22 protein-coding genes are annotated in these 25,481 nt (G+C 31.8%); 14 read left to right on the top strand and 8 right to left on the bottom strand.

Annotated elements, in window-relative coordinates; genetic code table 11:
- Positions 1-24 precede the first annotated feature (24 nt).
- Both GGR97_RS00980 and GGR97_RS00985 read right to left on the bottom strand, forming a co-directional pair.
- The gene (locus GGR97_RS00980) at positions 25-795 is read right to left on the bottom strand and encodes an amidohydrolase (protein WP_167896550.1); all 771 of its coding nucleotides are present in this window, start codon (positions 793-795) and stop codon (positions 25-27) included.
- The gene (locus tag GGR97_RS00985) at positions 780-1,925 is read right to left on the bottom strand and encodes a methionine aminotransferase (protein ID WP_167896551.1); all 1,146 of its coding nucleotides are present in this window, start codon (positions 1,923-1,925) and stop codon (positions 780-782) included. The genes GGR97_RS00980 and GGR97_RS00985 overlap by 16 nt, the downstream gene beginning before the upstream one ends.
- A gap of 117 nt (positions 1,926-2,042) precedes the next feature.
- Here GGR97_RS00985 and GGR97_RS00990 point away from each other — a divergent pair, with 117 nt between their 5' ends.
- Complete coding sequence (locus GGR97_RS00990; protein WP_167896552.1) at positions 2,043-3,038, top strand: NAD(P)H-dependent glycerol-3-phosphate dehydrogenase; 996 nt, start codon at positions 2,043-2,045, stop codon at positions 3,036-3,038.
- A gap of 4 nt (positions 3,039-3,042) precedes the next feature.
- On the opposite strand, the gene GGR97_RS00995 is transcribed toward GGR97_RS00990, so the two are convergent.
- The 3 genes from GGR97_RS00995 to pheS form a co-directional block, all read right to left on the bottom strand.
- Positions 3,043-3,447 carry a hypothetical protein gene (locus GGR97_RS00995; protein WP_167896553.1) on the bottom strand — a complete coding sequence of 135 codons (405 nt, stop codon included), beginning with the start codon at positions 3,445-3,447 and terminating at the stop codon, positions 3,043-3,045.
- 102 nt (positions 3,448-3,549) lie between these two features.
- Positions 3,550-5,415 carry a DUF4153 domain-containing protein gene (locus GGR97_RS01000; RefSeq protein WP_167896554.1) on the bottom strand — a complete coding sequence of 622 codons (1,866 nt, stop codon included), beginning with the start codon at positions 5,413-5,415 and terminating at the stop codon, positions 3,550-3,552.
- 85 nt (positions 5,416-5,500) lie between these two features.
- Positions 5,501-6,520 carry a phenylalanine--tRNA ligase subunit alpha gene (gene pheS / locus GGR97_RS01005; protein WP_167896555.1) on the bottom strand — a complete coding sequence of 340 codons (1,020 nt, stop codon included), beginning with the start codon at positions 6,518-6,520 and terminating at the stop codon, positions 5,501-5,503.
- Between the two features lie 253 nt (positions 6,521-6,773).
- Between pheS and gdhA the strand changes: the two genes are divergently transcribed.
- From gdhA to GGR97_RS01035, 6 genes are all read left to right on the top strand, one after another.
- Positions 6,774-8,117: an NADP-specific glutamate dehydrogenase gene (gdhA, locus tag GGR97_RS01010; RefSeq protein ID WP_167896556.1), complete on the top strand. Its 1,344-nt coding sequence runs from the start codon at positions 6,774-6,776 to the stop codon at positions 8,115-8,117.
- 227 nt (positions 8,118-8,344) lie between these two features.
- Positions 8,345-9,544, top strand: a complete 1,200-nt coding sequence (locus tag GGR97_RS01015; protein WP_167896557.1) for a T9SS type A sorting domain-containing protein — start codon at positions 8,345-8,347, stop codon at positions 9,542-9,544.
- A gap of 92 nt (positions 9,545-9,636) precedes the next feature.
- The gene (gene dinB, locus GGR97_RS01020; RefSeq protein ID WP_317165731.1) at positions 9,637-10,728 is read left to right on the top strand and encodes a DNA polymerase IV; all 1,092 of its coding nucleotides are present in this window, start codon (positions 9,637-9,639) and stop codon (positions 10,726-10,728) included.
- A 91-nt stretch (positions 10,729-10,819) separates the two neighbouring features.
- Entirely contained in the window at positions 10,820-12,472 is a 1,653-nt protein-coding gene (locus GGR97_RS01025) for a DUF1800 family protein (RefSeq protein WP_167896558.1), read from the top strand.
- An 11-nt stretch (positions 12,473-12,483) separates the two neighbouring features.
- Complete coding sequence (locus GGR97_RS01030) at positions 12,484-14,121, top strand: DUF1501 domain-containing protein (protein ID WP_167896559.1); 1,638 nt, start codon at positions 12,484-12,486, stop codon at positions 14,119-14,121.
- A 72-nt stretch (positions 14,122-14,193) separates the two neighbouring features.
- Entirely contained in the window at positions 14,194-14,637 is a 444-nt protein-coding gene (locus GGR97_RS01035; protein WP_167896560.1) for a 3-oxoacyl-ACP synthase, read from the top strand.
- 61 nt (positions 14,638-14,698) lie between these two features.
- Here GGR97_RS01035 and GGR97_RS01040 read toward each other — a convergent pair whose 3' ends face one another.
- Both GGR97_RS01040 and GGR97_RS01045 read right to left on the bottom strand, forming a co-directional pair.
- Positions 14,699-16,036 (bottom strand): DEAD/DEAH box helicase, encoded by a 1,338-nt coding sequence (locus tag GGR97_RS01040; protein WP_167896561.1) that lies wholly within the window; start codon positions 16,034-16,036, stop codon positions 14,699-14,701.
- Positions 16,037-16,102: 66 nt separating this feature from the next.
- Complete coding sequence (locus GGR97_RS01045; protein ID WP_167896562.1) at positions 16,103-16,711, bottom strand: hypothetical protein; 609 nt, start codon at positions 16,709-16,711, stop codon at positions 16,103-16,105.
- A 136-nt stretch (positions 16,712-16,847) separates the two neighbouring features.
- On the opposite strand from GGR97_RS01045, the gene clpP reads away from it, so the two are divergent.
- The 7 genes from clpP (at position 16,848) to GGR97_RS01080 (ending at position 24,757) form a co-directional block, all read left to right on the top strand.
- Positions 16,848-17,507, top strand: a complete 660-nt coding sequence (clpP, locus tag GGR97_RS01050) for an ATP-dependent Clp endopeptidase proteolytic subunit ClpP (protein ID WP_167896563.1) — start codon at positions 16,848-16,850, stop codon at positions 17,505-17,507.
- 27 nt (positions 17,508-17,534) lie between these two features.
- Positions 17,535-18,767: an ATP-dependent Clp protease ATP-binding subunit ClpX gene (gene clpX, locus GGR97_RS01055; RefSeq protein ID WP_167896564.1), complete on the top strand. Its 1,233-nt coding sequence runs from the start codon at positions 17,535-17,537 to the stop codon at positions 18,765-18,767.
- An 87-nt stretch (positions 18,768-18,854) separates the two neighbouring features.
- The gene (gene dnaG / locus GGR97_RS01060; protein ID WP_167896565.1) at positions 18,855-20,927 is read left to right on the top strand and encodes a DNA primase; all 2,073 of its coding nucleotides are present in this window, start codon (positions 18,855-18,857) and stop codon (positions 20,925-20,927) included.
- 9 nt (positions 20,928-20,936) lie between these two features.
- Positions 20,937-21,458, top strand: a complete 522-nt coding sequence (locus GGR97_RS01065; RefSeq protein WP_167896566.1) for a mechanosensitive ion channel domain-containing protein — start codon at positions 20,937-20,939, stop codon at positions 21,456-21,458.
- Positions 21,459-21,492: 34 nt separating this feature from the next.
- Complete coding sequence (locus GGR97_RS01070) at positions 21,493-22,596, top strand: glycosyltransferase (protein WP_167896567.1); 1,104 nt, start codon at positions 21,493-21,495, stop codon at positions 22,594-22,596.
- On the top strand, positions 22,593-23,876 hold the full coding sequence (locus tag GGR97_RS01075; RefSeq protein WP_167896568.1) for a polysaccharide deacetylase family protein: 1,284 nt from the start codon (positions 22,593-22,595) through the stop codon (positions 23,874-23,876). Before GGR97_RS01070 ends, GGR97_RS01075 begins: the two co-directional genes overlap by 4 nt.
- A gap of 14 nt (positions 23,877-23,890) precedes the next feature.
- Positions 23,891-24,757, top strand: a complete 867-nt coding sequence (locus tag GGR97_RS01080) for a glycosyltransferase family 2 protein (RefSeq protein WP_167896569.1) — start codon at positions 23,891-23,893, stop codon at positions 24,755-24,757.
- Here the strand turns inward: GGR97_RS01080 and GGR97_RS01085 are convergent.
- On the bottom strand, positions 24,754-25,443 hold the full coding sequence (locus GGR97_RS01085) for a cell division ATP-binding protein FtsE (RefSeq protein ID WP_167896744.1): 690 nt from the start codon (positions 25,441-25,443) through the stop codon (positions 24,754-24,756). The genes GGR97_RS01080 and GGR97_RS01085 overlap by 4 nt on opposite strands.
- Positions 25,444-25,481 lie beyond the last annotated feature (38 nt).

The raw sequence follows: 25,481 nt of genomic DNA on the forward strand, positions 1-25,481 counted from the left end.
TCTTTTTAATTGCTAATTTATCAATTATAATAGTTTAAATTCATCTCTATCTTCTAAAAAACGAAACTGATTTCTGGTTTTTGTTAAGGTGTTTTTTTGGAGTGTAATTTGTCTTACAACAGCTTGGTTAGAACAGTGTGTTAACAATTCTCCTAGAGGACCAATTACTTGGGAATCTCCTTGGTAATTTAAATGGTTTCCATCTATTCCTAATCTGTTTACGGCCACTACATAGCTCATGTTTTCTATAGCTCTAGCTGTTAATAAGCTGTTCCATGCAAAAGCTCTTTTGGCTGGCCAATTGGCAACATAGATAGCAATGTCATAATCATTGGTGTTTCTAGACCAAACAGGGAATCGTAAATCGTAACAAATAAAAGGTTGTATTTTAAATTCTTTATAGTTTATAGGGGTTAAGTTGCTTCCTGAAGTGTAAACATCATTTTCTTTACCATAAGTAAATAAATGTTTTTTATTGTAAACAGATTGGATTCCTTCTGGGGTTACAAATATAAACCGATTAAAGTAATTGTTGTTTTCTTGAATACTTAAAGATCCACAAATAGCACAATTTAATTCTTTGGCTTTGGCAAGCATCCAGGTAACAGAAATTCCATCCATAGGTTCTGCAATTTTAGCAGGTTCCATACTAAAACCTGTGCTAAACATTTCTGGTAGCACAATTAAATCTGTAGTTATGTTTGCAAGCTGCTTGTCTAAAAAATCAATAGTGGCTGTGCTGTTCATCCATTGAATGTCTGTTTGTACAAGCGTTATGTTTATTGAATTTTGCATAGTATTTCTGTAGCTTTAATAATTGTTTCATCTGTTTTGGCAAAACAGAATCTAAGAACTTTTTCATCTAAATGATTCACGTTAAAAACGGAAATTGGTATGGTGGCTATTTTAAATTCAATAACCAATCTTTTGGCAAAATCAACATCGTTTTCTTGCGTAATGTTGTCGTATTTTAACAACTGAAAATAGGTTCCTTTAGAAGGAATGTAGCTAAACTTAGCATCTTTAATTCCGTTTAAAAACAAATCTCTTTTGTTCTGATAAAACGTAGGTAAATAATTATAATTGTTGGAGTCTTTAATAAAAGTAGCAAATGCTTTTTGATAAGGTGTATTAATGCTATACACATTAAATTCGTGAACTTTTACAAACTCATCCATTAAGGGTTTTGGAGCAGCACAATATCCAATTTTCCATCCTGTGTTGTGAAATGTTTTTCCAAAAGAAGCAATCACAAAACTTTGTGCTTTTAGAATAGGATATTTACAAGCGCTTTGATGAATGTTTCCATCAAAAGTCATGTGTTCATAAACTTCATCACTTAATACAATAATATTAGTGTTTTTAATTAAGTTTTGTAGCGCTAGCATGTCTTGATCCTCAAACAAAGTTCCGGTAGGGTTTAGCGGAGTGTTTAAAATAATCATCTTAGTTTTTGATGTTATTTTAGAAGCTACTTCTTGCCAATTTACTTTGTAATTAGGGTAGTGTAGCTGAATAAAAACTGGAACTCCTCCAGATAATTTAACCACAGGTTCATAACTATCAAAAGCAGGTTTAAATATAATTACTTCATCATTTTTATGTATAAAACAAGTAATAGCATTAAACAAGGCTTCGGTAGCACCTGCTGTTATGGTAATTTCGTTTTCAGGATTGTATGTAGATTGATATAGCGTTTTAATTTTTTGTGCAATTACAGTTCGCAATTCAAGATCACCACGCATATGTGCGTATTGATTGTGCCCTTCTAACATAGCTTTGCTAACCAAATTTTGTAAAACAGTTGAGGTTTTAAAATTTGGAAAACCTTGAGATAGGTTAATGGCATTGTGTTCATTTGCCAAGCCACTCATGGTGGTAAAAATACTTTCTGGCAAATTGGGTAGTTTGGAATTGATAGTCAACGTACTAGTTTTTTATATACTATAAAAATAAGCATTGATTTGTGATTTAAATGTAAATTAAGGCTTAATTCCATAGAGAAGTCTTATTTTTGAGCGAATTGAAAAGAGTGATTTTTAATGAGAAGAGATACAAAAGTAGCAGTTTTTGGAGGAGGTAGTTGGGCAACAGCTATTGTTAAAATGTTGTGCGAAAAAGTAGATTTAGTAGGTTGGTATATGCGTAATACTACTGCTATTGAGTATATTAAGGAGCATAGTCACAATCCAAATTACTTAACTTCTGTAGAATTTAAACCAGGTCAACTATTCTTGTCAGATGACCTTAATGAGTTAGCAGCTTATGCAGATATCATTATTTTTGCCATTCCATCTGCCTTTTTAAATACAGAACTTTCAAAGTTAACAGTTTCTTTAAGCGATAAAATGGTGTTTTCTGCCATTAAAGGAATTGTTCCAGAAGCAGGATTAATTGTAGGAGAGTATTTAAACGAAAAACATGCAATTCCATTTGATAATATTGGAGTTATTGCAGGTCCTTGTCATGCAGAAGAGGTGGCTATGGAACGTTTGTCTTATTTAACAGTTGCTTGTCAAGATGAGTCTAAAGCTAAATGTTTGGCAGAATGTTTAACCTCTGATTATATTTTTTGTAAAACTTCTGATGATATTATTGGTACGGAATACGCAGCCATGCTAAAAAATATTTATGCCATTGCAGCGGGTATTGCTCATGGTTTAGGATATGGAGATAATTACCAAGCTGTTTTAATGTCTAACGCTATTAGAGAAATGAAGCGCTACATTAAAAAGGTTCATAAAATGAAACGAAATATTAACAATTCTGCTTACTTAGGAGATTTGTTGGTAACCGGATATTCTACGTTTAGTAGAAACCGTATGTTTGGGAATATGATAGGTAAAGGATATACCGTAAAATCTGCCATGATGGAAATGAAAATGGTAGCAGAGGGGTATTATGCAGTAAAATCTGCTTATGAAATGAATCTAATAAACGGAGCTAGAACTCCTATTATAGATACGGTTTATGCAGTTGTTTACGAAGGAAAAAGCCCAAGAAAACACTTTAAAATTTTATCGGAAAAGTTAGACTAATTTTTTAGTTTACTATTATTCCTTCTTTTCCTCCTAATTGTTTAATAACACGTAAAGCACCTTCTTTAATAGTGTTTTTTTCAAATTCGTACCTTTTTTCGTACATGGTGTTACCTACAAAAAAAGTAGTGTTAAAAAAGTTGGTTAGCTTAAATAAATCAGGTTGAATTAATTCTACTTTTGCAAAAGATTTTGCAGGAAGTTTCTGTAGGGTTTTACGCATAACAGAAGTTTCTATAAGCTTGTCTTCATCATATCCTTTAGAAACAATAAGAACCATTTCTAAGTCTTCTTCTTTATCGTTTACCAAATAAACATTCCAATCTTCGCATTGAAACTCATCGTTGTATTCTTTTACAACAGCCATAAATACGTTTTCTAATGTTGGAATTTTAATGTCTTTTTTCATGGTAATAGGTTGATGAGTTAAAATTGTTGCTTACAAATTTTAAAGGCACAAAAATACAAAGAAAAGGATGGTTAAAACAAATCCTTAAAAATTTTATTAGGTCTATTCTTTTTCTTTAAAAAATAAATCTCCACTAATACTGTTTAGCTCTAAAGTATCGTTCTTATAAGAAAAGTGTAGTCTTTCAATTTCTAATTTAATATCTAGTTTAGAAGTTTTAAAAAACTGAGTTAATTGTTCTTTTGGAATTTGGGTATTAGACCCCTTACCATGTGTTTTGTATAGTTCTTGATGAATTTTTGAAATATTTAGAACTACAGAGTCTTTATTTGTAGTAAGGTATAAAACTTTGTTTTTTCTGCTGATTTGAATTTTTTGATTTCCAATGTTAAAAGATTTTGTATTCTTCTTGTTTACAGAAAATGAATAATAATAATCGTAGCCTTTAGTCTCTATAACCTTTTTATATGGAGATCCATAAGTGTAAGATCTATTGCTTCTCCAACTATAATGTTTCTGATACTTTAAACCCATACTCTCCATGTATTTTTTTGCTTCGTTGTTATAGGAATATCTATGATTGGTTTCTGAGCTAATCATTGCATCTATATCTTGTGTAAACCAAGGTCTAATTTGTTTAAATCCATGATGATCATCTAAATAATCTATAATAGACTTTACCTCGTTATGAACAGAATCGGTTAGAATATTGTTGTTGGTAAGTTTTTTTTCGGCATAAAATTTAGGCAAACTATCTTGTGCCCAAATCACTTCGTTTTTTATCTTTCCATCAACTAAAATATGATTGTGTTCTAAAATTTCTTTTAATCGGTGTACTTGACTTTTTTCGCTTATAGTAAACATTCCCCAAGGTCCAAAAGAAACCAGAGCCAAAATAATAGCTAAGGATATTGGAATAAATTTGATGTTATTTTTTTTAAGGATAAAATACAAGCAAACTAAGGAAATCCATATTCCTAAAGCAAAGGCAGCATATCTTTTAATGGTAATACCATAGTCGTTTATCCTCATACAAATGGCTATAAATAGCACAATTAATAAAGGAGTAAGTAGTATGTAAAAAGCTCTGGAAAATTTTTGAATCCACTCGTTTTCTGAGGTTTTTCCGTAAGGATAGATTAATAAAATATTAAAAAATCCTAAGATAGAAACTCCCGAAATTAGATAAGAAACAATTCCTTTAGGCCAATTCCAATAGAAAATAATTTTGCCTACATAAATGTATAAGATAACTAGATAGATCATCAATAATGGCAATAACACGTATTGACTAAATATTTTTAATCCTTTAGGATATGTTTTAATAGTTTCTAATTGATTTAAATCTTCTGGAATTCCAGCTACAAAAAACCAAGTGTTAAACAATCCAATGGTAATGATGTAGATGTCTAAATACAATTCATCATGAACATTTACATTAAATAATTCCTTAACAGCAAAAATGGCTAAAATTAAACCTACGTATATAAAAAAGCTATAAAGTACAGAGGTGCAAAGCCTAATAAATAAGGTTTTGTTGTAGTTCCAAAAACCGTTTAATTCTTTTGTTTTAACAAATGGAGTAAAGGAAACTAGTAAATGTATAATTACGTTAAAAACACCGTATCTAATATAAGGAACCGAGGTGCTGTGGGTGTCTTCTATAGAAGGAAGAGATAAATAAATAAGAATTAAAACTAGAAATGCAATACCATATAGTATGTAAAGAAGTTTGTTGGTTAGGTTGTTTTTATTACTGTAAACCGATAAGCAAAAAAACAAAGGAACTCCAAGTGCTGAGCTTAATAAGCTATTAATATAAGGTAGTTTGTTTTTAATTTCATCATCATATTCAATAAGAATCAGAGATAGTACAACACCTACAAAAGCAAATAGAATAACTAGTGGAAATCTTTTTAAAGATTTTAGTGCGTTGTTAAACAAATATTTAAATGATAAAAATTTCATAGCAAATGGATTTTTATCAAATATAAAAAAGCTGCAAGGTTCAAAGTACCTTACAGCTTTTTATTTATAGTTTATTTTAAATGGATTAACTAATCGATTTAAATTGTTCTAAGAAGCGAACATCGTTTTCGTAAAACATTCTAATGTCTGGAATTTGGTATAACAACATTGCAATACGCTCTATTCCCATTCCAAAAGCGTAACCGCTATATTTTGTAGGGTCTATATTTGCGTTTTTTAATACGTTAGGGTCTACCATTCCACATCCCATAATTTCTAACCAACCTGTTCCTTTGGTGATTTTATAGTCAGTTTCGGTTTCTAGTCCCCAATAAATATCTACTTCGGCACTAGGCTCTGTAAATGGAAAATAAGATGGACGTAAACGTATTTTAGATTTTCCGAACATTTCTTGTGTAAAGTACAACAAGGTTTGTTTTAAATCGGCAAAAGATACATCTGTATCAATATACAATCCTTCTACTTGATGGAAAATACAGTGAGCTCTGGCAGAAATATCTTCGTTTCTAAACACTCTACCAGGTGATAAGGTTCTAATAGGTGGGGTGTTATTTTCCATATACCTAGTTTGTACAGATGATGTATGTGTACGCAATAAAATATCTGGATTTTGCTCAATAAAAAACGTGTCTTGCATGTCACGAGCAGGATGGTATTCTGGCAAGTTTAATGCCGTAAAATTATGCCAATCATCTTCAATTTCAGGTCCTTCAGAAACGGTAAATCCAATTCTAGAGAATACATCAATAATCTGATTTTTAACAATAGATATAGGATGACGAGATCCTAAATTTAAAGGTTCAGCAGGTCTAGTTAAATCGTTTAAGCTGTTTTTGCTAAGATTTGCATCTTCTAAAGCCTCTTTTAATTCGTTAACTTTTCCTTCTGCAGCATTTTTAAAAGTGTTTAATGCTTGACCAAATTCTTTTTTCTGATCATTAGCTACATTTTTAAACTCCGCAAAAAGATCGTTTAAAATTCCTTTTTTACCAATATATTTAATTCTAAATGCTTCAAGCTCCTCTTTAGTAGTGGCCTTAAAATCATTTACTTCACCAATCAGTTCTTTAACTTTATCTAACATACTTGTTGTTCAGAAATTAGATTGCAAATTTAACAAACTATTTGGAGTAATACTTTATTTAGATAGACTTTTATGCAAAAGAGCGTGGCTCTTTGTGGCTTTCGTTTCTATGTAAGGAGAACAGTTGCTTTTTCTACTACTTTATAAGGTTTAATAAGACGTTTATTTGGTTTGTTTTTTTAAATTAGATAGAGAATGGAGTTTCCTTTGGAACGTGTTTTGTTAGCTTATAATAACTAGATAAAATTTTAATATGGATAAGAGAGTACAAGAGTTTATGGAGACTGTAAAAGTTAGAAACAGTCACGAACCTGAATTTTTACAAGCAGTACAAGAAGTTGCCGAAACGGTAATTCCTTATATATATGAGCACGATATTTATGCTGGTAAAAATATATTATCAAGAATAGTAGAGCCAGAAAGATTAATTTCTTTTAGAGTTTGCTGGGTAGATGATGATGGTGTAATTCAAATAAACAGAGGATATAGAGTACAAATGAATTCTGCCATAGGTCCTTATAAAGGTGGTTTGCGTTTTCATCCAACGGTAAATCAAAGTGTTTTAAAGTTTTTGGCTTTTGAACAAGTCTTTAAAAACTCGCTAACTACTTTGCCAATGGGTGGTGGTAAAGGAGGTTCTGATTTTGATCCTAAAGGAAAATCTGACGATGAAATTATGCGTTTTTGTCATGCATTTATGAGTGAATTGTTTCGTCATATTGGTCATGATACGGATGTGCCTGCTGGTGATATTGGAGTGGGAGCAAGAGAAGTGGGGTATTTGTTTGGAATGTATAAAAAACTTAGAAATGAATTTACAGGAGTGTTAACTGGTAAAGGTTTGTCTTGGGGAGGTTCTCAAATTAGACCAGAAGCTACAGGTTATGGAGCTGTTTATTTTGCGGATTCTATGTTAAAAAGAAAAGGAGATGAAATTAAAAATAAAATAATTTTAATATCGGGGTCTGGAAATGTGGCGGAGTACGCTGCGGAAAAATGTATTCAATTAGGAGGAAAGGTGGTTACCATGTCTGACTCTTCTGGATATATTTATGATAAAGATGGAATTAATCAAGAAAAATTAGATTTCATCAAAGATTTAAAAAATGTGAAAAGAGGTAGAATATCAGAATATGTAAAAGAATATCCATCAGCAGTATTTCATCAAGGAAAGACACCGTGGTCAGAAAAATGTGATATGGCTTTTCCATGTGCTACTCAAAATGAATTACATAAAGAGGATGCAGAAACATTGGTGAAAAATGGATGTATTTGTGTGACCGAAGGTGCAAATATGCCATCTACTATAGAAGCAGTTACTGTTTTTCATAAAGCAAAAATATTGTTTGCTCCCGGAAAAGCATCTAACGCAGGAGGTGTGGCAACATCTGGTTTAGAAATGACTCAAAATGCTTTGCGTTACAAATGGACCCGTATGGAAGTAGATGAGAAATTAAAAGATATTATGAAAGATATTCATGCTTCTTGCGAGCAGTATGGTGCTGAAGATGATGGTTTTGTAAACTATGTAAAAGGAGCAAATATAGCAGGTTTTGTAAAAGTGGCTGATGCTATGTTGGCACAAGGAGTGATATAGTTTTTATACTTTTTTTAAAAACAAATAGCCTTAATCTTAAAAGATAATAGAACTTTATTTAGTTCCATGTGATTTTTAAGAAATCAATCTGCTTTGTGTTAACTTGTTGTTTTTTAGGTGTTTGTTTAATTTTTAGAACCATTTGTTTCTTGTTAAAAACCATATAAGGATAGGGTTAAGGTCTGTTGTTTCTAATTTTAATGCAACTAATTTTAAAAAATTTAAACATGATTAAAAAACTATCTTTAATGGTTGCTTTTGTAGCAACATTATTTTCGTACGGTCAAGCAGCAGTACAACAAGCTGATAAAATTGTATTTGGTATAACTCACGATGCTGCAAATGAGTTAGTAATTTCTACTAATGGTTTTTTCTTAAACAAATTACCAGGGGGTGGATATGAACCAGCAACTTTAACAATTACTTCTATTAGTGATTTTAGAACTTTAGGTGTGGGTAATGAGCCTAGTTATAATACAGCTTGGACACCTATTAAAACACCTGATAATGCTAATGTCTTTGCTGTTTCAAGTGGTTCTAAAACAGACAATGCAACAAGCAATGTGTTAAGTGCTAATACAGAGGACAGTGACCAGTTAACTTTAAGAACTAGAACATGGAATTACACTAAATTTGATATTACGAACGCAGGGTTAGCAGTTGTGGGGACTGGTTATGTATTAAAAATGAGTGGTGCTCTTGCTACCGGTTTGACACTTGTTAAGTTTCCAAATACCAATATAGAAATTGTAGAAGCTTACTACCCTGCAAACTATGTTGCGATCACAGAAGAGCAAACTGCTTTTGCTAGTGTTACTAGAGGTGAGGATTTTACAATGAGCTTTAAGTATACGGCAAACACTAATATTTCAGGGTTAAGATATAGAATATTACTAGTTCATCCTGCAGGAGAAGATCCTGTAGCTGATCCTTATACTAATGCAACTATTGATGATGTTACTGTGCCAGATATTACAGTTACAGGTACGGAAGAAAAACAAACTGGAACAGTTACTTTTGAGTTCCCAGAAGAAACAACATTAGGTGGTTTAAATGTAGGAACTACAGTTGCTGATGGAGAAGGTATGCATAAATTAGATGGTGTTAATTTTTATGGTTTGCAAAAGTATAACGGAACAGGTTGGGACTATGTTTCTTATAGTTTAGAATTTCCTGTGATTGAAGCAGCTACTTTGTCTGCAGGTAATTTTAACAAACAAGGTTTGGGTATTTACCAAGATTTAGAGAACGGAATTATTACAATTTCTGATGTATCGGGATTTGAAACAATTTACTTAAGAAATGTTTTAGGACAATTAGTAAAAACGTTTAAAGCTCAAAACAATTTGAATATCTCTTCATTGCCAGCAGGTATTTATTTCTTACAAACAAATACAGGGTTAAGACAAAAGATTATTAAAAACTAAAATTAGTGTTATAACAATTTTTAAAACTCCTTTGGTCTAGACCAAAGGAGTTTTTTTGTTTAGGTCTAAAAAGGAGTGTGTATCTTTATCGGGTGGAAAACAGAATAACCAAACATCGTAAAATAATTCATGTAGATATGGATGCTTTTTTTGCATCTGTAGCTCAATTGGATCATCCTGAGCTTAGAGGGAAAGCAATTGCTGTAGGAGGTGATGGACGAAGAGGAGTAATAGCAGCAGCTAGTTATGAAGCTAGAAAGTTTGGAGTAAAATCTGCCATGGCAGGTTCTTTGGCTAAAAAAATGTGCCCTCATCTTATTTTTGTTGGGACTGATTTTGCTAGGTATAAAGAAATCTCTAATCAGGTAAGAGAAATTTTTTATGAATATACAGACCTGGTAGAGCCTTTGTCATTAGATGAAGCTTATTTGGATGTTACTACTAATAAAAAAGGAATGCAATCTGCAACTCTGATTGCAGAAGAAATTAGAAAAGAAATTTTTAAGAGAACTGGGTTAAATGCTTCTGCAGGAATTGCACCTAATAAGTTTGTGGCTAAAATAGCTTCAGATATAAACAAACCTAATGGGCAAAAAACCATTGTTCCTAGTGAGGTTATCCCTTTTTTGGAAACCCTACAAATCCGAAAATTTTATGGAGTAGGAAAAGTAACTACTCAAAAAATGTATCAACTAGGAATTTTTACGGGAGCCGATTTAAAAAGTAAAACCTTAGCTTTTTTAGAACAACATTTTAAGAGTTCTGCACAACATTATTACAATATTGTTAGGGGAATTCATACTAGTCCTGTTCGTCCATCAAGGACTAGAAAATCTGTAGGAGCAGAACATACTTATTTAGAAAATTTAACTTCAGAAATTTTTATTCTTAAAAAGTTAGAAACTTTATCATCAGAAATAGAAAAAAGGCTCTTAAAGTCTGATGTTAAAGGAAGAACAATTACTCTAAAAATAAAATATAGCGATTTTTCTCAGACGACTAGGAGTAAAACTTTAACTAATTTTATTCATTTGCAAACGGATATTTTTCCAGTAGTTAAAGAGTTATTGTATCAAAATGAGTTGAATGAATCTGTAAGACTTTTAGGAATTTCTATCTCTAATTTAGATAATGAAGAGCCCAAGAGTGTAAAACAATACATTCAGTTAAAATTAAATTTATAAGACAAGTAGCACAGCTTATCTAGTGTTATTTGTTCTTTAATACAATTGGTTTAAATTCACTACTTTAGTAAGAATCCCATTGTTTAAAATTATGAGTTCAATTACTCCTTTGTCTGCTGTATTAGGTAAAACCAGAGCTAAGCATCTTTTAAAAAGAGCAAGCTATTGTGTGACTAAATCTAGAATAGATGAATTTAGTGCGTATACTGTAGATCAGGCTTTGTCTAAACTTTTAGAGCCTAACGTAAAAAAACGAAGTCAGCCTATTAATTACGAAACAGGCAATCCATGGATAGAAAACGATGCTGTTTTAGGAACAGCGGATGCTGAATTTGTGCCTGTTAAGTTAATAGAAGGAACCATTGCTTGGTGGTTAGATGAGGCTAAAGATGATGCATCTTTAACTTCTAGAATGACCTACTTTCTGTTTAGTTTTTTATGTGTAGATACCGTTCTTTTAAGAGGAAATAGAGGTATTTTTTATGATTATTTAAGGTTGCTAGAGAATTTTTCGTTAGGAAATTTTAAAAGTTTACTCTATCAAATTACCATCAACAATCTAATGTTGGCTTATTTAGACAATGGATCTAATAGCGTTAGCAATCCTAACGAAAATTTTGCAAGAGAAGTTTTAGAGTTGTTTACCATTGGTAAAGGACCTGTTGCTGGAATTGGAGACTATACAAACTTTACAGAAGAAGATATTGTTCAGGCAGCTAGGTTGTTAACCGGTTGGAGAATTAGTTACAATAGAGCTACAAACCATGGTGGTGGTAATGGAGGAATACCAACAGGGTGGCCATCGGTTGCAAAGCACGATTTTGGTAAAAAAACATTTTCTAACAGGTTTGGAAATAGGGTAATTGAAGCTTACGATACAACTGGAAAATCTTCCGATGAGAAAATTGTAAGAATGAAAGAGGAACTTATTGAGTTCTTTGATATGATTTTTGACCAAGATGAGGCTGCAAAATATATATGTAGAAGAATGTATAGGTATTTTGTGTCTAGCAACATAACTACAGAAATAGAAAACAATATTATTGCTCCGCTGTCTGTAACTTTTAAAGCCAATTACAATCTAAAGGATGCCATTACTCAATTGTTAAAAAGCAAACATTTTTACGATGAAGATGATACTGTAAGTGGTGATGAAATTATTGGAGGAATGATAAAATCTCCCTTAGAGTTGGCTTTACAAACATTAAGTATAACTCAGTATCCTGTACCTGATGCAATATTGGAGTCTACCGAACATTACTTGTATTTTTATAGAAGAGAAATTGTAAGAGATTTTTTGGAATTGTGTAGTCAAAAACCTTTTGATCCTCCTTCTGTAGCAGGTTTTCCCCCAATATACGAAGCACCTGTTTATGATAAGTATTGGTTTAATTCTACCACGATTATTCCACGTTATAATTTAGGAGAAATTTTATTGAACAAAAATACTACTAAGGCCAATTTTAAAGTTACCCAATTTGTAGAAGATGTTGTTAGCAATCCTGCTGATGTAGAAAGTTTAATTCCAGAGTTAATAGCATTGCTTTTTTCTAAACCAGTAAGTAATAATAGAGTTCTGTATTTTACCAACGAAATTTTATTAGACAATGGTTCTTTAACGCCAAATATGTGGACAAGAGAATGGAATAATTACATAGCATCGGGTAGCGATGTAGGAACAGAGGCAGCCTTGGTTCCTTTATTTAAGGCATTATTGTGGTCTCAAGAATATCAAACTAATTAATTTAAGGTGTTATGAATAGAAGAAAGTTTTTACAATTATCTGCTTTAAGTTCTACAGGTGCCTTATTATTAAATGGTCACAAAGTAAATGCGTTTTCACAAACTAATTTAGTGAATGCTATTCCAGAATCTGTAATTGATGGTAGAACGTTAGTGTTGATTCAGTTAAGAGGAGGTAACGATGGTTTAAATACCTTAATTCCCTTAAATCAGTATGATGAATATGCCAGGTTAAGACCTATAATTAGACTAAAAAATACAGGAACTAATGCAGCTATCTCTCTAGACAGTACGTTAAGTGATTCCGAAAAAATATTAATTCATCCTTCTTTAACGGGTTTAAAATCTTTGTATGATGAAGGCAAATTGAATATTTTACATTCTGTAGGATATCCTCAATTAAATAAATCTCATTTTGCTTCTAGAGCTATTATGTTTCAAGGAGGAGATGGAACTGCAGAAAATGCAACTAAATCAGATGGTTGGATGGCTAGGTTTTTAAACTCCGCATATGATTATTCTCAATATCAAGATCCTTTAGGAATTCAATTAGGAAGTCAAAAACCCTCTCTAGGGTTTCAATCTAGTCATGAACATAAGGTAGATTTAAATTTAGCAGGGCAAGATGTTTCTGGTTATTACAATGTGGTATCTAACATAGGAAACCCAGTTCCAGAAATTCCAAGTTCCGATTATGGAGATGCCTTGGCATACATTGCAAACATAGAAAGTGGAATTAATACCTATTCTCAACGAATTAGTGAAGTTTTTGATTTGGGCTTGTCCAAAAGAAGTTTAGAAAGTACAATCACCTATCCATCAGGAAATAAATTAGCGGATCAATTAAAAACAGTAGCTACCTTAATAAGAGGAGGATCTAAAACAAAAGTGTTTTTGGTGTCTCATGATGGTTTTGATACACACGGAAATCAAGTTCAGAGTCAAGATGAAACTCACATAGGAAAGCACGCAAACTTGTTAAAAGATGTGGGCGATGCTCTTAAATATTTTCAAGATGATTTAAAAATGTTGGGGATAGAAGATAAGGTGATTTCGGCTACATTTACAGAATTTGGTAGAAAGCCAGCAGAGAATGGAAATTTAGGGACTGATCATGGAAATTTAGGGCCTATGTTTGTAATAGGTAAGCATGTTAATGGTGGAATATCGGGTACAAATATGGATTTGTCTCAGGTAACAGAACATTACGATCAAACCATAATGCAACACGATTACAGACAGGTTTTTACGAGTATTATTAGTGATTATTTAGGAGCCTCTGAAGAGGTGTTGAGAGAAACAGAGTTTAATGAATTTAGTGCTGCTAAATTAGATTTAATAGCAAGTTCCCAAAAAGCTAGCACAGACTTATCTGTAGATGATGTATTAAAAGATAAGCTTATTTCTTTGTCAGAAAATCCGGTGTCAGCTGCTTTTACAATTAATTATGTGAGTAGCAGATATTTTAGAGGAAAGGTAGAGTTAAAAAGTATGGCGGGTAGTTCTGTTTTTACATTAACACAAGATTTTGTGCCTAGATTAAATACGGTGGCAGTAAATATTAGTCATGTAATATCAGGTGTGTATGTGTTGGTAATGTATGACGAAAATAACAGAAGTTTTCACAGGCAAAAAATTATAAAACAATAATGATTAGCTTTGAGTTCTAAAAATCATCTTATTTTATAAGGTGATTTTTTTATGAAGAATAAATAAGTGTCTATGGATAAACAAAAATTGGTGGAATTGTGTTTAAGTATTGTGAATAAAAAACTAGCAGTCATTCAACAAGCTATAGATGGTTATAAGGTTGATTTATTGAGTGAATCTAAAAGTTCTGCAGGGGATAAACACGAGACGGGAAGAGCTATGTTACAGTTAGAAATGGAGAAGCTAGGGCAACAGTATCAAACAGTTTTGGTTCAGAAAGAAGGTTTGGCTAAAATAAATAGTTCAGAAACTACAAAAGCTAGAGTTGGTAGTTTGGTAATGCTGAATGGTATTTATTACTTTATAGCAAGCAGTATTGGTCAGATCAATTATGAAGAAAAAACGATAATGGTAGTGTCTGTAAATTCTCCTATAGGTCGGTTGTTATTAGGAAAAGAAAAAGGAATGGTTTTGTTGTTTAACGGTAAGCAGTTAAAAGTAGAAGAAGTATTGTAAACATAAAAAAATCCCTATTTAAAATTTTAAATAGGGATTTTGTGTTTTTAAAGAAACTCAATTATTGTTTGGGTCTTCTTCGTTGAGGTTTCTTGTATTTTTTGGCAATTATTCTACGGTAACTACCTCCTTGATTTGTTTTGCTGTTTTTTTCTGACTTTTCGTGAAAAGCAGGACCTGGTGCAAATTCTTTAGAACCTAATTTTTGGTAAGGAGTAATATCATCCAACTCAAGTTCTTCTTCTAATAGTTTAGTTTCAATACGGATATCATCTGGCATTCCATATTTTGGAATTTCATAATCCATTAGAGTTTCAATTTCTTCTAAAATTTCAGCATTTTTGTCTGTAATAAAAGAAAGTGCAAATCCTTCATTTTCTGCACGACCTGTTCTACCAATACGGTGCATGTAAGCTTCTGCTTCTTTAGGTAAATCAAAATTAATTACGTGTGTAACTCCAGGAATATCCATTCCTCTAGACAGTACATCTGTGGTAATTAATACACGGTGCTTTCCTTCTTTAAAGTTTTCTACAGAACGCAAACGGTAGTTTTGAGTTTTGTTAGAGTGAATTAAAGCAAAAGTGTCTTCGGGATATTCTGCCATTCCCTGAATTTCATTGTACACTAAATCGGCTAAATATTTATGTTTTATAAATACCAAAACACGAGTCATTTCCTCGTCTTCTTGCAATAAGTAGTTTAGTAAATTAATTTTGGTGTAGAAGTTTGGCACTTCAAAGGCCATTTGTTCTATGTTTTCTAATCTTGTTCCCGATGCTGCTGCTTCTACATTAATTGGGTTGTTAAAAAACTCATTAATCAAGTCGTTCACATCATCTGTCATGGTTGCAGAAAACAAAATGGCTTGTTTCTTTTTAGGAACCAAATCAATAATATCAATTAACTGCAATCTAAAACCAAGGTTAAAGATTTCATCAACTTCATCAATTACTAATTTTTGAATAAACTTAAGTTTTAAAGCTCCAGCCATTCCTAAATCTATAACTCTTCTAGGAGTAGATACTAAAATATCTAATCCATTATGAATCATTTCTTTTTGTTTGTTGATGTTTGCACCACCGTAAATACCCCCGTATCTAACATTTAAATAGGTTGTTAATTTGTCCAAAGCATCTATTACTTGTACAACTAATTCACGAGTAGGAACAACAATTAACACTCTAGGGTGCTTTTGTTCCGAAAACGGTAACATTCTTAAAATAGGTAATAAATAGGCAAAAGTTTTACCTGTACCCGTTTGGGCAATACCTACAACATCTCTACCAGACATAATGCATGGGAATGCATCTTGTTGTATTTTAGTAGGTTCCGTATAGCCTAAATCATTAATGGCATTACGAAGTTGATTGTTAAGGTTTAAATTTTCAAAAGACATAAGTTCCTAAATTTCTAACTGCAAAGATAGGTAAACAAGACTAAGGAAAAGTTTATAGTAGAAAGCTTATTTCTCTTTCTTCCAATTTTTGTTTAATTCGTCTTGTAATTTTCTGCTTATTTCCTGAAAACGCTTTAACGAAGTCTTTTTGTGTTGTTCAAATTCTATTTCTAATTCGTTTAAATTAGAAACAGCCTTGTTGGTAATGCTTAAGTTTTGCTTGTATTTAAAAATAAAGAAACCTAAAAGAATTAATAAAACACTGTAGGTAATAACAATAATGATAGAAAAAATAGATTTATTTACAGGAATTCCAAATACAGATCTGCTGTCTTTTAAGTCTATAGAAGCCGTAAGTTCTTGTTGAGTACTAGCTAATTTTTCTTTAAGAGCAAGAATTTCTTTGTTATTAGCATTAATGGTTTTTACCTTATCTGTAATAATTTTCTGCTGAGAATTTAAAGAGTCTAGAACGTTTTGCTTTAATCCTTGGTATTTGTTTATAGAGATTACCTTGTACTCTTGGTATTTGGTAGAGGTTCTGTATAAATAATCAAATTGAGAGGAGATGTTTTTTTCTGTTTCTTCTTTAGGGGTGTCTGCTTGATTTTGGCTGTTTTGCGCATGGCAAAGAGGAGTTAAAATCAATAAGAAAAAATAGATGAAACTTTTCATAACTGGTTGTTTTAGGTAAGAGGTTACACAAAGGTAACAAATTCATCAAATATAAGGCCAATTGACAATTTTATGGATATGTTAATTCAACTTTACTTTAGTATATTTACCTTTGTAACCTATAAGAACAGAATATATGAATTACGGAAAAGAATTTGAAAAATATGCTACTAAGCACCACGGTATTAGTAGTACACATTACGATAAAATAGTTAGTTCAGTAACTCCATACATTATGGAAGAACGTCAGTTGAATATTACTCAAATGGATGTTTTTTCTCGTTTAATGATGGATAGAATTATCTTTTTAGGAACAGGAATTAACGATCAGGTAGCAAATATTATTCAAGCACAGTTGTTGTTTTTAGAATCTGTAGATGCTACCAAAGATATTTCTATTTACATTAACTCTCCAGGTGGAGGTGTGTATGCCGGATTGGGTATTTATGACACAATGCAGTTTATTAAACCCGATGTAGCAACAATTTGTACAGGAATGGCTGCAAGTATGGGAGCTGTGTTAATGTGTGCAGGAGCTGAGGGGAAACGTTCTGCGTTACCACACTCTAGAGTCATGATTCACCAACCTTTAGGTGGAGCACAAGGACAAGCTACAGATATGGAAATAACTGTAAGAGAAATTAACAAGTTAAAGCAAGAATTATATACCATTATTTCAAATCACTCGGGACAGCCTTTTGAAAAAGTATCTCAAGATTCTGATAGAGATTATTGGATGAAAGCCGAAGAAGCAAAAGCTTACGGAATGGTTGATGAAATTCTTGCAAGAAAATAATACCCAAAGCAATTAAAGCTTAAAGAAATGTCAAAAGAAGGAATGGAGTGCTCGTTTTGTGGGCGTAAGAAGGAAGAAACAAATCTGTTAATTGCAGGAGTAGATGCACATATTTGTGATAGTTGTGTAGCACAAGCTCATGGAATTTTATCTGAAGAGACGGCCGAAGAAGCTGGAGAAAAAAATGCTGATTTGGTGGTAAAAAAGCCAAAGGAGATTAAAGAATTTTTAGATCAGTACATTATTGGGCAAGATCAGACTAAAAAAACCATGGCTGTAGCTGTTTACAATCACTACAAAAGATTAACACAGCCAGATACTTTAGAGCAAGAAGTAGAAATAGAAAAAAGTAACATGATTTTGGTAGGTGATACCGGAACAGGAAAAACATTAATTGCAAAAACCATTGCAAAAATGTTAAATGTACCTTTTTCTATTGTTGATGCTACGGTATTAACGCAAGCAGGTTATGTAGGTGAAGATGTAGAAAGTATTTTAAGTAGATTGTTACAAGCTGCAGATTACGATGTAGAAAGTGCAGAGCGTGGAATTGTGTTTATTGATGAAATAGATAAAATTGCTCGTAAAGGAGACAACCCATCTATTACTCGTGATGTTTCTGGAGAAGGAGTTCAACAGGCATTGCTTAAATTGTTAGAAGGTACAGTAGTAAACGTAGCTCCAAAAGGAGGACGTAAACACCCCGATCAAAAATTTGTTGAGGTAAATACCAAAGACATTTTATTTATTGCAGGTGGAGCCTTTGCAGGAATTCAGCGTAATATTAGCAAGCGTTTAAATAGACAAGCTGTTGGGTTTGGAGCTTCTTTAAGCGAAGATAGGGTTGATGAAAAAAACTTGTTAAAATACATCATCCCTACCGATTTAAAGAATTTTGGATTGATTCCAGAAATTATTGGTCGTTTACCGGTGTTAAGTTACATGAATCCACTAGATGCAAAAGCATTACGTGCTATTTTAACAGAGCCTAAAAACTCTTTAATTAAGCAGTATACTAAGCTTTTTGAAATGGATGGTATAGCGTTTACTTTAACAGAAGAAGCTTTAGAATACATTGTAGAAAAAGCAATTGAGTATAAATTAGGAGCAAGAGGATTACGTTCTTTATGTGAAGCTATTTTTACAGATGAGATGTTTGAAATGCCTAGTTCTGAAGAAACTTCTTTTGAAGTAACTAAAGAATATGCAGAAAGTAAAATAAGCAGAAATATGCTAACGCAATTAAAGACGGCTTCTTAGTAATAAAGCAGAATTACAAAATTTATAATTAAGCCTGATGAAGATTTTCTTCTTCAGGCTTTTTACACAAATAACATATTCCTTAAAATGATATCAAGAGAAACCATAGATCGTGTTTTTGAAACTGCTCGAGTAGAGGAGGTGATAGGGGAATTTGTAACCTTAAAAAAATCCGGAAGTAGTTTTAAAGGATTGTCTCCTTTTGTAGATGAAAAATCCCCGTCTTTTATGGTATCTCCTGTAAAAGGAATCTGGAAAGATTTTAGTACAGGTAAAGGAGGAAATGCCATTTCGTTTTTAATGGAGCACGAACATTACTCGTATCCAGAAGCTATTCGTTATTTAGCAGATAAGTACAATATTGCTATTGAAGAAACGGAGCAAACAGATGAGCAAAAAGAAGCTGCTGATGAACGTGAAAGTATGTATTTGGTCTCTAAATATGCACAGGATTATTTTCATAACACCATGTTAAATACCCAAAAGGGAAAGGCCATTGGGTTAAGCTATTTTAAAGAGCGTGGGTTTACTAATGAAATGATTGAAACGTTTCAATTAGGATATTGTTTAGATGATTGGACCGCTTTTACAGATACAGCTTTAAAAAACGGATATGATTTACAATATTTAGAAAGCACAGGATTAACCATTGTAAAAGAAGGAGGAAAACAATTTGACCGATTCAAAGGTCGTGTAATGTTTCCTATTCACAGTATGAGTGGTCGTGTGTTAGGATTTGGGGGGAGAATTTTAACCAGCGATAAAAAAGCAGCTAAATATTTAAACTCTCCAGAGAGTGATATCTATCACAAGAGTAAAATTTTATATGGGCTCTATCAAGCTAAAAAAACAATATCAAAAGAAGACAATTGTTATTTGGTAGAAGGATATACGGATGTAATTTCTATGTATCAAAAAGGAATTACCAATGTAGTAGCTTCATCGGGAACAGCTTTAACACCAGATCAAATACGTTTGGTAAAAAGGTTAACCCCCAACATGACCGTTCTTTTTGATGGAGATGCTGCCGGATTAAGAGCTTCTGTTCGTGGTATTGATTTAATTTTGGAACAGGGAATGAATGTAAAAGTGGTTACTTTTCCTGATGGTGATGACCCAGATTCGTTTTCTAAGAAAAAATCAACAGAAGAATTAAAAGAGTATTTAGAAAATAATCAACAAGATTTTATCAGTTTTAAAGTTTCTTTATTGTTAGAAGAAGCAAAGAATGATCCTATTAAAAAAGCAGGATTAATTCGTGATATTGTCATGAGTATTTCTAAAATCCCCGATAGTATTAAGCAAGAAGTTTATATTCAGGAATGTGCCCGATTGATGGATATTTCGGAAACTGTTTTGTTTAATGAGTTGGCTCAAATGTTAGACAAGCAGGCTAGAGATGCTGAGCGTAAGCCAAGTGCTAGACCAAGAATGACCATAGCATCGTCTAACAAACCTACCAATTCATCTTCGGGAGGAGATGTGCCAGATGATGCTGCTTTTAAGGAGATGATGATGGCTCAAGAAGGAGGAATGTCTGCTTCAAAAGCAAAACAAGCCAAGCAAGGCGGACCTGCTCTTAAAAAGATTAACACCCTAGATTTATACGAGCGTGAGATTATTAAAATATTACTGTTGTATGGAAATCACGAAGTAACTTTTATAGATTGGGTAGAAGATCATGATGATAGAGGAAAGGTAATTATGGTAAAAGAAGAGTTTGTAAATACCGTAGCTAATGAATTGTATTTACAGTTACAAGATGATGAAATTGAATTTAGTAATCCTTTATTTCAAAAAATATACAAAGAGTTAAGCCATCAAATTAATCAAGAAGAAAAGTTGGTTTTAGATCATTTAACAAGTCATCAAGATCAAGAAATAGCAAGTGAGGTAACCAATATTTTAATGGATGATGAACATTACACTTTAAGTGATTGGGAGTCTAAGGAAATAGAAGTCACTCAAAAAACGGATGTATTACAAAAATTAGTTCAAGATGCTATTCTAAATTTAAGAAGAGTGCTTATTGAATTAAAAGTAAAAGAGTTAATGCAAGAGGTAGGTGTGGAAGAAAAAAGAGTGGAAGCCTTACAAGATGTAATGAATTACACACAGTTAAAAACATTGTTGTACGAAAAACTCCATAGAGTTTTATAATTTTAAAAAATGGAAAATTTAAGCGAATATAAATTTCAGTTGTTGTTTACACTTGTTATGGTGGTTTTAATGATAACAATTATTGTGTCAATTAAAAGAGCTATCAAAAAGTTTAGCTTTGTAAAAGCGATTGATGCAAACAGAAGAAAAATAATTTTTATACTTACTTACCTAATAGTTTACATAGTTTTTGGAGCATTTTTAGCAGTGGTTTGGGGAGTAGATTTTAAGCAGTTATCTATATTTATTTCCTCTATTTTAGCTGTTTTAGGTGTAGGTTTTTTTGCACAGTGGTCTTTGTTGTCTAATTTAACAGCCAGCGTTATTTTGTTCTTTAATCACCCAGTAAGAATAGGAAGTAGGATTAGAATTTTAGATAAAGATTTTGAGTTAACAGGAGAAGTAAAAGATATTACCGGGTTCTATTTTTTTATGAAAACAGACAAAGGAGAGGTCATTACATTTCCAAATTCGTTAATTATGCAAAAAGGGATAGAAATTTTAAAGGATGAAGACAATCCACCTGCATAGTTTTAGAATAATTAACCTCTGAAAAAAATAATAATTGAAAACAATTGTAGTTTCTGTAACTAACGATCTTGTCACCGACCAACGAGTACATAAGGTATGTACAAGCTTGCAAGAAATGGGGTTTTCAATTCATTTGGTAGGTAGGCGTTTAAAAAATAGTTTGCCTATAAAAAGAAATTACAAAACTACTAGAATGAAGTTGCTTTTTACCAAAGGTCCTTTGTTTTATGCAGAATATAATTTTCGTCTTTTTTTATTGCTGTTGTTTGCTAAAAAACAAGTGTTGTTGGCTAATGATTTAGACACCTTGTTGCCTAATTTTTTAGTAGCCAAATTAACTAATAAACCTATGGTTTATGATAGTCATGAATTGTTTACCGAGGTGCCAGAGTTAATTCACAGGCCTAAAGTTCAAAAAATTTGGTTGGCCATAGAACAATTTATTTTTCCAAAGTTAAAAGATGTGTTTACGGTTTGTTCTTCAATTTCCGACTATTATAAAAAAGAATATGGAGTTACTGTAAGAGTGCTAAGAAATCTGCCTAAACAGAAAAAAGAGCGTGATTCTAAAATTTCTTTAGAAATTTTAGAATTTATAAAAAACAAACCAGCTGTTATTTATCAAGGAGCGGTAAATTTAGGTAGGGGAATTGATGTAATGATAGATGCCATAGCTACTATGGATAATACTGTTTTATGTGTTTTTGGAAATGGAGATATTTTTGATGAAATAGAATTAAAGATACAATCAGAAAACTTACAAGATAAAATATTGTTATATGGGAGCGTTTGTCCTGAAGAACTTAGAAATATAACACCCCTGTTTGATGTGGGATTGTCTTTAGAAGAGGATTTAGGTATGAATTATAAATATGCATTGCCTAACAAATTGTTCGACTATATTCATGGAGGAATTCCTTGTTTGGTTTCTGATTTGCCGGAAATGAAAAAAATGGTGAACTCTTATCAGATAGGTCAAGTACTAAAAAGTAGAGAAATTAAGGTTGTTGCAGCACAAATACAGCAGGTAATACATCATAAAAATGATTACCAAAAAAACATAGAAATTGCAAAGCAAGCGTTAAATTGGGAAAAAGAATCAGAAGTTATTAAGCAGGTATATTCTAAATTTTTATGATACTAGTATATTCAAAGACCATTAGCAGTAGATTGATCTATGTTTTAAACGTGGTATTTAAATATGTGCTAGGAGTAGATTATAAATTGACAAAATCTTTAGCTGATTTTAAAAATCACAAGGGACCAAAATTAAATTATTCAGATAGTAAAATAGAGGAAAGTCTTCAGATAATTCCTTCTAAAATTCTGTGGGAATCAACAATTTCAGTGCAGAATATTCAGGTAGATTGGGTAGATGAGGTTCCTTATTTCTTTAAGACGAATGAGAATGAATACGATTTGTTAGCTTCTTCTTTTTGGATGCTTACTAGGTATGAAGAATACTTGCCTTTTACTCCCGATAAACATCATAGATACCAGGCAGAAGATAGTTTGGCTTATCAACAAGGCTTTTTAAAAATACCTGTTGTAAATGTTTGGTGTCAAAAAATTAAAGAAGAATTAAGTGCTAAGTTTCCCGAATATAGCTTTCCAAAAAGAAAATTCAAAGCTCTAAATACACTAGATATAGACACAGCTTATTTTTCTAAAGGAAAAGGAGTGTTTTACTTTTTAGGAGGGCTTTTGGTTGATGTTTTAAAAAAGAGAAAAGAAAAAGTACAAGTAAAATTAAGCTATTTAAAAAATAGAAAAGATGTTTTTGATACGTTTGATTTTATTGAAAAAGTTTCTAAAAACACAAAAACACATTACTTTTTTTTGTTAGGAGATAAATCAGAATTTGATTCCAATATTAAACATTACAAAAGGTGTTTAAAACGGTTGATAAAAAAAATAGGGGCAAAACATTCTATAGGAATTCACCCATCTTATATTTCTAACACAGAAAATCATCGAGTTACAAAAGAGAAACAACGTTTAGAAAAAATAGTAGGTTCTGAGGTTACCACAAGTAGACAGCATTTTTTAAAATTAGAATTTCCTAAAACCTATGAACATTTAATAAGTAATGGTATTAAGGTAGATTATTCTATGGGCTTTGCTAGTCAAGTAGGGTTTAGAGCAGGGATTTGTAATGCTTATCCTTTTTATAATTTAGAATTAGAGCAAGAGAGACCTTTGTATGTAGTTCCTTTTCAGGTAATGGATGGAACATTAAATACGTACTTACTATTGAGTCCAGAACAAGCTGTAAAAGAAGTAAAAGAATTAATTCATCAGGTAAAAAAAGTAGATGGATTGTTTGTGTCTTTATGGCATAATTCTTCTTTGTCAGAAAAGTTTGGATGGCAAGGGTGGAAAAAAGTGTATCAAGAAATGTTAATTTTACTAAAATAAGATTGTATTTGCTTATGATTTCTATCTGTATTCCTGTATATAATTTTGATATTTCTAATCTAGTAAAAGCTATTGAAAAGCAAACTACAAATGTGGTGTTTGAACTTGTTGTGATAGACGATGCTTCTGATGAGGTTTTTAAAATAGAAAACAGAAAATTGTTAGGAAACCATAAGTATGTTGAGTTGCCTAACAATATAGGGAGGTCTAAAATTAGAAACCTATTTAAGTCTTATGTACAATATTCCTATATGCTTTTTATGGATTGTGATTCTATGATTCAGAATGATGATTTTTTACAAAAGTATGCAAATTCTTTAGTCCCAAATGTTGTAGTGTATGGTGGTAGAATTTATCCGGATATTCTACCTAGTAAAGAACAGTTTTTGAGTTGGAAATATGGAATAGAAGTTGAAAGTAAAAGTGTAATAAAAAGAAACCAAGAGCCTTATTTGTCTTTTATGACGAATAATTTTTTAATAGATAGCGCTGTTTTTGAGGATATATTTTTTAATGAAGGTATTGATACATATGGGCATGAGGATACTTTTTTTGGCTATGAATTGGCTCAAAATAAAATAAAAATAATCCATTTAGAAAATCCTGTTTTAAATCTAGATTTAGAAACAAACGAACGTTTTTTTGTTAAAAACGAAACAGCAATTGCTAATCTTATCAAACTACAAGATGGTCTTTTTTCTAATCATGTTAGATTGTTGAGCTACTATAAAAAAATGAATGTTTTTCAGAAAATAATTGTAAAACGATTGTTTAATTTAACAGGATCCCTCATCAGAAAAAAAATGATAGCGGGTTTTTATTCAACTAAATTATTGAATTTTTACAAACTAGGATATCTAATTAAATCGGTTAAGAATTAACTAGTTTGCTGTTGATGTGCTACTTCAAAAACTTCTCCGTTTTCTACTTTAAAAGTTCGTTGAGGATATTTTAAAATTAAAGAATAATCGTGAGTAGCCATTAAAATTGTTTTTCCACTTTGGTGAATTTCATTCAACAATTCCATTACCTCCATAGAGGTCTTAGGGTCCAAATTCCCTGTAGGTTCATCAGCAATAATTAATTCAGGATCGTTTAACATTGCTCTTGCAATAGCAATACGTTGCTGCTCCCCTCCAGAAATTTGATAAGGCATTTTATATCCTTTTTCCTGCAAACCTACCTTTCCTAAAACTTCTTTTATTTTAGCATCCATCAAAGCTTTATCTTTCCAACCCGTTGCTTTTAAAACAAAAAGCAAGTTGTCGTAAATACTTCTGTCGTTTAATAATTTAAAGTCCTGAAACACAATTCCAATTTTTCTTCTTAAAAAAGGAATTTGTTTTTCTTTTAAAGCAGGTAAATCAAAACCAACTACTTCTCCAAGTCCACTGGTTAAAGGTAAATCACCATACAGTATTTTTAACAAACTACTTTTACCACTTCCTGTTTTTCCTATTAAATAAAAGAATTCTCCTGGCTGAATTTCAAAATCCACATTCTTTAAAATCAGAATGTTGTCTTGAAAAATATTGGCATCCTTTAAATGTAAAACAGGTTGTGACATGGTGTTGATTGTTTTTACAAACATATTTAAAATTAGAT

This window comes from Wenyingzhuangia aestuarii, assembly GCF_011927765.1.
Taxonomy (GTDB): Bacteria; Bacteroidota; Bacteroidia; order Flavobacteriales; family Flavobacteriaceae; genus Wenyingzhuangia; species Wenyingzhuangia aestuarii.